Annotated in this window: 9 protein-coding genes; 4 read left to right on the top strand and 5 right to left on the bottom strand. The window is 70.4% G+C overall.

All coding sequences use genetic code 11. The features are described from left to right. Window positions 1-132 precede the first annotated feature (132 nt). Together ACFXB5_RS07880 and ACFXB5_RS07875 are read right to left on the bottom strand one after the other, a co-directional pair. Complete coding sequence (locus tag ACFXB5_RS07880; RefSeq protein WP_385203857.1) at window positions 133-531, bottom strand: hypothetical protein; 399 nt, start codon at window positions 529-531, stop codon at window positions 133-135. Between the two features lie 297 nt (window positions 532-828). Continuing rightward, window positions 829-1341, bottom strand: a complete 513-nt coding sequence (locus ACFXB5_RS07875) for a hypothetical protein (protein ID WP_385203854.1) — start codon at window positions 1339-1341, stop codon at window positions 829-831. A gap of 301 nt (window positions 1342-1642) precedes the next feature. On the opposite strand from ACFXB5_RS07875, the gene ACFXB5_RS07870 reads away from it, so the two are divergent. From ACFXB5_RS07870 to ACFXB5_RS07860, 3 genes are all read left to right on the top strand, one after another. Then, window positions 1643-2320: a hypothetical protein gene (locus ACFXB5_RS07870; RefSeq protein WP_385203851.1), complete on the top strand. Its 678-nt coding sequence runs from the start codon at window positions 1643-1645 to the stop codon at window positions 2318-2320. Between the two features lie 131 nt (window positions 2321-2451). Next, the gene (locus ACFXB5_RS07865) at window positions 2452-3612 is read left to right on the top strand and encodes a sensor histidine kinase (RefSeq protein WP_385203849.1); all 1161 of its coding nucleotides are present in this window, start codon (window positions 2452-2454) and stop codon (window positions 3610-3612) included. Further along, the gene (locus ACFXB5_RS07860; protein ID WP_385203846.1) at window positions 3609-4307 is read left to right on the top strand and encodes a response regulator; all 699 of its coding nucleotides are present in this window, start codon (window positions 3609-3611) and stop codon (window positions 4305-4307) included. The genes ACFXB5_RS07865 and ACFXB5_RS07860 overlap by 4 nt, the downstream gene beginning before the upstream one ends. Before the next feature lie 25 nt (window positions 4308-4332). Here the strand turns inward: ACFXB5_RS07860 and ACFXB5_RS07855 are convergent, their stop codons facing one another. From ACFXB5_RS07855 to ACFXB5_RS07845, 3 genes are all read right to left on the bottom strand, one after another. Further along, window positions 4333-4812: a MarR family winged helix-turn-helix transcriptional regulator gene (locus ACFXB5_RS07855; protein WP_385203843.1), complete on the bottom strand. Its 480-nt coding sequence runs from the start codon at window positions 4810-4812 to the stop codon at window positions 4333-4335. Continuing rightward, window positions 4812-6254: an MFS transporter gene (locus tag ACFXB5_RS07850; protein ID WP_385203840.1), complete on the bottom strand. Its 1443-nt coding sequence runs from the start codon at window positions 6252-6254 to the stop codon at window positions 4812-4814. The genes ACFXB5_RS07855 and ACFXB5_RS07850 overlap by 1 nt, the downstream gene beginning before the upstream one ends. 84 nt (window positions 6255-6338) lie before the next feature. Next, window positions 6339-6803, bottom strand: a complete 465-nt coding sequence (locus ACFXB5_RS07845; protein WP_385203837.1) for a hypothetical protein — start codon at window positions 6801-6803, stop codon at window positions 6339-6341. A 131-nt stretch (window positions 6804-6934) separates the two neighbouring features. On the opposite strand from ACFXB5_RS07845, the gene ACFXB5_RS07840 reads away from it, so the two are divergent. After that, entirely contained in the window at window positions 6935-7675 is a 741-nt protein-coding gene (locus ACFXB5_RS07840; RefSeq protein ID WP_385203834.1) for an ArsR/SmtB family transcription factor, read from the top strand. Window positions 7676-7778 lie beyond the last annotated feature (103 nt).

The following is a 7778-nucleotide window of genomic DNA, read 5'->3' as shown; positions in this document are numbered from 1 at the left end:
TTCGTGTGAGAGATATATTATCTCAGTCTCGGCTCGCCGAGCGATCAGAGAGGTGCGCCCCCCCCCCGAGGTGTTGCGGGAGCGCGCACACACGCCCGCGCGCGGTGACCACCCCGCAGGGGGATCCGACGGTCAGCTGACGGTGAAGTCGATCCTGGCCGCGTGCGGAGCGTCCCAGGCGCGGATCTTCGGGGTGGCGATCTGATTGCCCCACGGGACGGTGCAAGCGCCACCGCCCGAGCCGCAGTTGTACCAGTGGCTGACGCCGTTGGCGTCCATGCCGAATGCCTGCATGGCGGCGTATTGGTCGGTCGCCGTCCACCTGTAGGTGACCTTGAGCCCGGGGACGCCGGTGATGGAACAGCTCGCGTTCCCGTAGCTGTACTTCACGGCGGTGGCGACGACATTGCCACCGCAGGAGGAGGTGGCGGCGCTTGCGGACGAGGCGGCGCTTGCGGACGGGGCCGCCGCGATGCCGCCCACGACCGCGGCCGCCGCCGCGGCCAAGGCGATGCGCTTGGACGGCCTCATGCGAATTCCTGTGTTGCCCACTGTGTTCACTCCGTTCAGAGACGACCACGCGGTTGGCGCGGTGGTGGGGACAGACCGTGCGGTCCGGCTTGCGACAACAACCCTGAGACCGGCTCCAGGTAAGGGCCATGGTCCGGGGAAGCATGGCTCCCTCGCGGGATGTCCCCCGCTCTGACCTGCGGCGATGTGCTACGCGATGACCATGTTCCGAGACGCTGCGGCGCACGCACACACCACTTTCGGTGCACGTACCAGCACCCAGAGTGACGAATGCCGTCTTCACGCCGTACGCCACCGCTACTCGGCCGCGGGCCCGGCGGCAGGCACCCGGCGGCCCGCGGTGGCCGCTCGCGTGGCGAGGCCGATGGTGCGGGTGAGCGTCATCGCCACGGCCATCAGCAGCAGCGCGTCGGTGAGGGCTTCGGTGGTCACCTGGTGGTCGACCATCCAGCGGCCCAATTGCCGGGCGAACCAGTGCTCCGATCCGTACGAGAACGCGGCTCGTGCCCCGACCACGACGATCCACAGCGCCGCGTAGGCGAAACCCGCACGGCTGACCGGCTTGCCGGTCGTGGGGCTGGTGTAGACCGTGGTGAGGGTCGTCGCCAGCAGGCCGACGGCCAACCCCGCGACGACGGCGGCGAGTTCGAGCGCCAGGCCGGAGCCGTGGGTGGCCGGGCTCTTGATGAAGAGGGGGACGATCGCGGCGGTCATCAGCAGCGGCCGCAGGATGCGCAGCTTCCCGATCTTGCGGTGGGGTCCGAGGTCCGCCTCCAGGACGGCGATCAGGACCGCACCGTTGATGATCATGGCTTGACCGATGGTGGACATGGGTTGGCGAGCCTCTCGGTGGACGGATTGCCGGGGATTCGGCTCGTTCAGGTTGGTGCCGGTACGCGTTCCCGCACGCCGTAGCAGGGGGTGACCTCCGGGGTGATCCCTTCGGCCGCCCGGTGGTACCGGTTCCCGGCACCGGGATCACCCTCGGATCACCCCGCAGATCACCCCGGAGGTCACCGCTCGGGGTGACGCGATGCCCCGCGGGCCTTCCTAACCTCGGGGCGAGTCAACAGGCGTACGCAACCGAAGCGTGGCCGACGGGAGTCCTCCAGTGAACGTGCTGCAAGTGCTGGCCGCGATCGCCGTCGTGATCTTCGTCATCGCACGTCAGCTACGCGGCGAGCCGCTGCGCGGCAAACGGCTGATCGTGCTTCCCGCGATCCTCGCCGTCATCGGTTTCACCAGCCTCGGCAAGGGTGGCCGCCACCTCACCACGACCGATCTCGCATGCCTCGTGATCAGCGCGGTGATCGCGGCCGGAATCGGCACCGCCCAGGGAGCGCTGCTGCGGTTGGAGCCGCGCGACGGGGTGCTGTGGGCGCGGATGCCGGTGTACGGACTGTGGCTGTGGCTCGCGCTGGTGGTCTCGCGGGTCGTGATGACGGTCGTAGCCGTGGCGCTGCACGCCCCCGTGGCGGGCTCCTCGGCGCCCATCCTGATGCTGCTCGGCCTCAACCGGCTCGGCCAGGCCGCCGTCGTCACACCGCGCGCCCTCGCCTCCGGTGTGCCGTTCGCCCCGGAGAAGGACGGCCGCCCCTTCGATGTGCGGGGTGCGCTGGCGGGGCTGCTGGGCGGGTCGGGCGACCCGTCCCCCGGCGCGGAGCGGCCCGCGCGGCGGCCCCGGCCCACGGAGTATCCCGCTCGCACGGAGTATCCCGGCCCCACGGCGCCGTACGACCGGTCGGCGCGTGACGGCCTGCGCGACCGGGGCCGCCGGGGACGGCGATGACCGAACGGCACCCGGCGGGCAACGCGCGCACGGCATCCACCCGAGCCGGCGAAGGAACGGCGCCCTCGGCCCATGACGCGGTACCCCCCGGCGCCGCGGCCGAGCGGTCTTCGGGTCGCTATCCTGCATCCGTGCTGCGTACGGTGTCATGGCTGATGAGGGCCGGCGCGTACGCGTTCATCGGCCTGCACACCTTCACGGGCCCTCCGGCCGGGGCCGGGGCGGTGACCCTGGCCGTCGTCACGTACGCGCTGGGCGGCCTGGCGCTGCTGCTGTGGGAGCTCACCCACACCCTCGGCGACGAGGCCGCGAGGCGCGCGCCGCGCATGCGGATGCGGGTCCTGCTCGGGGTCGCCGCCGCCCTCTCCGGCTACGCCAGCGCCTTCCCGCACGCCGGAGCACTCATCGCCCTCTCGCTGATGGCCGTCATGCAGCTGGGCACCGAGCTGAGCCTCCCGGTGGGCTGGGCCGTGGCGGGCTGCACGGTGGTGGCCCTGGAGACCGGGGTCCTGGTCGCCGGGGCGAGCCGCGGGTTCGCGCTGGGCTATCCGATGCTGGTGGTTCTGGTCCTGGTCGCGAGCCACAACCGGCGCGCCTACCGGATACGCGCCGAGCAATCGGCCGCCATGCTCGCCCAGAGCGAGCTGCTCCGCGCGGAGCAGCGCCGGGTGGCCGTACTGGACGAACGCACCCGGATCGCCCGCGAGATCCATGACGTACTGGCCCATTCGCTCGGCGCCCTGAGCATCCAGATCCAGGCCGCGAGCGCCCTGTTGACGGATCACCGGGACATCGACCGGGCCGTCACCGTGCTCGACGGAGCGAGGCGGCTGACCGTCGACGGGCTCGCCGAGACCCGCCGCGCGGTGCACGCCCTGCGCTCCGACCTCGCGCCGCTCGACGAGGAACTGGCCACGATGGCGGACACCCACCGGCAGCGGCACGGCGTTCCGGTACGGCTCAGGGTCGAGGGCGAGCCCTCCCCGCTCCCGGCCGACCAGGCGCTCCCCCTCTTCCGTACCGCGCAGGAAGCCCTGACCAACGCCGCCAAACACGCCCCCGCCCAGCCGGTGGAGGTCACCCTGACCTATGAGGACGAACACGTGACGCTCACCGTCGGCAACCCGCTCGACGCACCGCCCCCATCCCCTCGGCAACCACCCGCGTTCGCCACCGTCGACGGCGGCTACGGCCTCACCGGGATGCGCGAACGCCTCCTGCTGCTGGGCGGGACACTCGACGCGGGCGTACGGGACGGACAGTGGCGGGTCCGGGCCGAGGTGCCGCGATGAGCGCCCAGGACACCCGGCCGCTGCGGATCGTGGTCGCCGACGACCAGGCCAGCGTCCGGGAGGGGCTGGTCCTCATGCTCGACCTGCTGCCGGACATCGACGTCGTCGGTTCCGCGGCCAACGGACAACAGGCACTCGACCAGGTCGCCGAGCACCACCCGGACGCGATCCTGCTCGACCTGCACATGCCGGTGCTCGACGGCACCGAGGCCACCCGCCGGCTCACCGCCGAGCACCCCGAGGTCGCCGTCGTCGTCCTGACCACCTACGCCGACGACACCTCCGTCCTGGAGACGCTCCGGGCCGGGGCGCGCGCCTACCTCACCAAGGACGCGGACCGCCGCCACATCGCCCGTACCCTGCACAGCGCCGTCGCGGGACTCTCCGTCCTCGACCCCAGGGTCCAGGCCACGCTGCTCGCCGCGGCGAGCGCTCCCGCCACCCCTCCCCCGGAGCCCGACCCCCTTCCCCCGGGGCCCGCCACCGCCGGCCGGCCGCTCCCGAACGGCCTCACCCGTCGTGAAGCGGAGATCCTCACGCTGATGGCACGCGGTATGACCAACGCGGAGATCGCCGCCGCCCTCTTCCTGAGCGGCAACACCGTGAAGACCCACATCAACCGGGTCTTCACCAAGACCGGCTCCCGCGACCGCGTCGCGGCCACCCGCTACGCCCGCGACCACGGCCTGGACTGACACAGAGCCACCAGACGCCGTTGGCTCATTTCAGAAGCTTGGCCACCACGCGGTCGAGCGCCTGGATGTCCTCGAGAGGCAGGGCGAGCAGGGCGTCGGGTGGGGTGGTGAGGATCGCGATGGCACGGGCGGCCAGCGCCTGGCCGTCCTCGGTGAGATGGACCAGCTTGGACCGGCGGTCGGCCGGGTTGGTGATGCGTTCGGCGAGGCCACGCCGTACGAGATCGTCGACGATGACGGAGGTGTAGGGCGGGTCCGCGCCCAGCCACTCGGCCAGTTCGCGAAGGGTGATCGGACCGGCGGCGAGCCGGCGCAACGCTCTGACGCGGCTGAAGCTCATGCCGAGGCTCTCCGCGACCACCTTGCGGCGATTGTGACGCTCCATCAGGAGCGTGTTCAGCCCCTGCCAGGCTCGGGCCGCCGTCCTGACGGTCTCGTCGTCCCGCTCATCCCGCTCATCCCGCTCGTCCCCCTCGTGCGGCTCGTTGTCATGTGGGCGCTCCATCAGACGTTCACTGTCTCCTTGGTCTCCTCGGCGGCGAGCCGCTTCGCCGTGCGCTGGGCCGTTGCCCGCGCCCAACGGCCGGAAGTGAGCGTACCCATGACCAGCACCGCGGCGCCGCAGCCGGCGATGATCCACCATGCCGTGCGTGCCGCGTCCGTGAAGGCCGCCGCGTCCGCGTGGACTCCCCCGGCCATGAGAGCGCCGATGACGGCCACGCCGAGGGACTGGCCGGTCTGCCGGCTGGTGGAGGCCACCGCGGCCGCGACACCGGCCTGCGAACGGGGCATCCCCGAGACGGCGGTATTGGTGATGGGCGCGTTGACCAGCCCGAAGCCGGTGCCGAAGAGCAGATACGCGATGACCAACAGGGGCACCGGAAGGTGCTCGGAGTAGGTGAGTGCCTGGAGCACGGCGCTCGCGCACAACGCCGCCCCGGCGAGCAGCAGCGGAGTACGTGGCCCCCGCGAGGCCACCATGCGGCCGGACACGGGTGCGGTCACCAGCGCCATGACCGCCATGGGCAGCATGAACAACCCGGCGTGCAGCGGATCGAGCCGCCGCACATCCTGAAGGTACAGGGAGCTGACGAACAGGAAACCGCCCAGACCGGCGAACGCGGCCACCGCGATCACGGTGGCGCCCGAGAACGGCGCGGAACGGAAGAACCGCAGGTCGATCAGCGGATCGGTGCGCCTCGGTTCGTACCACAGCAGCCCCAGCAGCGCGCACAGCGCCGCTGCCGTACACCCGGCGACGACGGGAGAGGTCCAGCCCAGGTTCGGCGACTCGATGATCGCGTACGTCAGCGCGACGAGCAGCACGATGACGAGCGACTGCCCGACCGGGTCCACTCGGCGAGGCCGCGGCGCCCGGGACTCCGGCACATACCTGCGGGTCAGGAAGAGCGCGGCAAGTCCGATGGGCACGTTGAGCCAGAAGATCGCCCGCCAGCCGGCCGACTCCACCAGCGCACCCCCGATGATCGGCCCGGCGGCCATGCTGATGCCCACGACACCACTCCACACACCGATGGCGCGGGCCCGTTCCCGGGGGTCCGTGAAGGTATTGCTGATGATCGACATGGCGACAGGGTTCAGCATCGACCCCCCGACCGCCTGAAGCATCCGCGCGACGATCAGCCAGCCGAGCCCGGGAGCCAGGCTGCACAGCAGCGAGGCCGCGGTGAAGATCACCAGCCCGGCCTGAAACGTGCGGCGACGGCCCACCCGGTCGGCGGTCGAGCCGGAGAGCATCAACAGGCTCGCCAGCACCAGCGTGTACGCGTCGACCGTCCATTGCAGCCCGGACACCGATGTGTGCAGGTCGCGCTGGATGGAGGGCAGGGCGACGTTCAGGATCGTGTTGTCGAGACTGACGATCAGCAGGCTCATGCAGCAGATGGCCAGCACGAGCCATCGTCGCCGAGGTGCCAGATCCGGCATGAAGGGCCTCCGTTTAATTGTGTTGTCATAATCATTATACAGACACAACTAAACGGGCCCGACCCGGCTCCGGCACCGCAGAGGTCATTCCGTTGTGCTGCCGAGCCGACGCGCCGTCGCCAACGCCTCGGCCCGCAGCGTCTTCAGCTCTCCGAGATCGTGCTGGTGGCCTCGGACGGCTGACCGCTCCACATCGTCCTGCGCGGCGCGGATCGCAGGCTCGACGCGCGCCCGCTTCTGGCAGGCGACGTCCCTGGCCGCCTGGTCCAGGAGCGCGTTGAACTCAGCCTCGCCGTCGGCTCGATCCGAGGCCTCTCGTTCCATGCGGCGGATCGCGTTGGGCCGTACGTCCTCCAGCGCGGTCACCGAGTAACCGGCCCGTCGCATACACGTGGCCCATGTGTGCTGCGTGGCGTTGACGCGCGGGTCGCGGTTCACCCGGGCGACGATCTTGGCGGCAAGGGTCTCCTCGCTGTAGAGCAATCGCTTCCAATCCTCCCCGTACAGCTCGGTCTGGGCCTGGTAGAAGCACCCGTCGGTACGGACCACGAGTTCGCCGCCCCCTGCCAAGGGGATGGTCTTGTGACTGGTCTCGGTCCCGAACGCGCCAGCTGCTCACCGGCGGTGTCGAGTGCCTGCTCGCGCAGGCGAATCCCCAGTGGATGCGGTGGAGGCCCCCCGTGCTGGAAATCCGGATGCCCAACGGCGTCGACCACGACCTGCGCCTGGAGGGGCAGGGCATCGTGCTGGTGCCATCGGTGTTCGGCGTACGTTCCATCGTCGACAACAGCCTCCGGGAGCAACCCACCGTCACCTACCCCGTCCAGCGGGAACAGCCCCTCGATCGGCTGACCGCTTTCGCCCCCGAGTCCGGTGCCCCAAGCTCCGCGAGGGCCCTGGCGGCGCTGCTGGGCCGCACCCGGGCGGTGGTGCTGAGGGTCATCGCCGACCATCCGGGCTGCTCCACCAAAGACCTCGCGTCCCTCACCGACCTCGCGCCGGCGAGCGCGAGCGAACACGCCACCGTTTTACGCGAGGCCGGATTGGTCATCACCCGTCGATACCGCAATACAGCGCTGCACAGCCTCAATGCGCTTGCCTGTGTTCACGGTACTCATTCCATTTCAGTCTGGGCACCTTCGACGGCCGCTCGAGCGACCTCGAAGGATTCTTCCAAGTGGCTCCTGACGTGCGTCGCCAAGAGCTGGTATCACCCAGTGCAGCGACCGGCTGAATTGATTACCAGCCCTCTCCAACAGCCTGATCAATCGGCCGCACATCGATTTCCCACGGCGCCCCGCACCTTTATTCGGTGGCCATCGAGTCATTGGGTTGGGGCAGTGCCGGGGTGGACCGTCCGCGATCTCGTCGCACACCTTCTGGGCGACTTCTACGGGCGGCCGGCGGCACCTGGACCGTGACGGCCAGCCGGACACCGCCCTCGCACGTGCCCGTATCGACGGCGCCCGCGAACTCGCCGAAGCCGCCTGTCAGATCGGGTCGATCATCTACTGACCGCAGCCA

It is taken from the genome of Streptomyces sp. NPDC059455 (assembly GCF_042750115.1).
Taxonomy (GTDB): Bacteria; Actinomycetota; Actinomycetes; order Streptomycetales; family Streptomycetaceae; genus Streptomyces; species Streptomyces endocoffeicus.
This window is presented reverse-complemented; position numbering and strand designations above follow the sequence as displayed.